Origin of the sequence: Comamonas sp. BIGb0152, assembly GCF_024809975.1 — a bacterium.
Classification (GTDB): Bacteria; Pseudomonadota; Gammaproteobacteria; order Burkholderiales; family Burkholderiaceae_C; genus Comamonas.
Genome location: NZ_JANUDY010000023.1, coordinates 1 through 1,032, shown reverse-complemented (window position 1 = coordinate 1,032; position 1,032 = coordinate 1). Strand labels below are relative to the sequence as shown.

Annotated in this window: 1 protein-coding gene; it reads left to right on the top strand. The window is 57.2% G+C overall.

Annotation, left to right across the window (positions count from 1 at the left end; translation table 11 throughout):
* Nucleotides 1-93: 93 nt before the first annotated feature.
* Nucleotides 94-1,032, top strand: coding sequence for an IS481 family transposase (locus tag M2375_RS22475; protein ID WP_259170517.1), 939 nt, complete (start codon nucleotides 94-96; stop codon nucleotides 1,030-1,032).

Below are 1,032 nucleotides of genomic sequence, written 5' to 3'. Positions count from 1 at the left end.
TCCCTAGGTGTGATGTTTCAATAGGTTGTTCAACCGGACAGGTCTGGGAAACTGGAGTTACCACGCTTCAGCAACTCAGAGGAATCCTGCCGGATGAACAGCCATAAGAATGCCAGACTTACCTTCGAAGGTCGCAAATTGTTGATCGAACGCATCGCAAACATGGGGCTGATCCCTGCAGCCCATGCCGCAGGGATCAGCCTTCAGACCGCTTGCAAATGGCGAAAGCGCTTTGCCATGCTCGGCCATGATGGGCTGATCGATCGCAGCTCCAGGCCGCTGCGAACACGAACTACAGTTGACACCGAATTAGCGCAGCGCATAGAGCGCCTCAGGCGCAAACGCATGCCCATGCGCTGCATTGCCCATGTGGTTGGCCGCAGCGTTGCTACCATCAGCCGCGTGCTTGCGCAGCTGGGCCTGTCGAGCCTCAATGCAATTGATCCCAAAGAGCCCGTTGTGCGCTATGAGCATGAGGCACCAGGCGATCTATTGCACATGGATATGAAAAAACTCGGGCGTATCGCCGTGCCTGGCCATCGCATCACGAAAGATCCGCGCGACCATACGCCAGGAGCGGGCTGGGAGGTGGCGCATGTGGCCATTGATGACCACTCCCGTGTAGGATTCGTGCAGATGTACCCCAACGAGCAAAGGGCCTCAGCAGTGGCCTTCCTGGAGGCGGCCGTGATGCACTACAAAGCGCTGGGTGTCACCATCAAGCGCTTGATTACAGACAACGGTGCAGCCTACCGCTCCAAGCTATTCGCGCACACCTGCCAGACCCTGGGTATCAAGCACACGTTTACACGTCCCTATCGCCCTCAAACCAACGGCAAGGCCGAGCGCTTCATCCAGACGTGCCTGCGTGAATGGGCTTACGGGCGCATCTGGGCCAACAGCCAAGAGCGCACTGCTTGGTTGCCCGCATTCTTGTCTTATTACAACGCCCGAAGACCGCACTCAGCCCTGGGCTACAAGTCTCCAGCATCCCGACTTGCCTTGAACAACCTATTGCAAATCAACACCTAG

Excerpts from the sequence above, each read along its gene's own strand:
- M2375_RS22475 (WP_259170517.1), top strand. The coding sequence starts at position 94 with ATGAACAGCCATAAGAATGCCAGACTTACCTTCGAAGGTCGCAAATTG.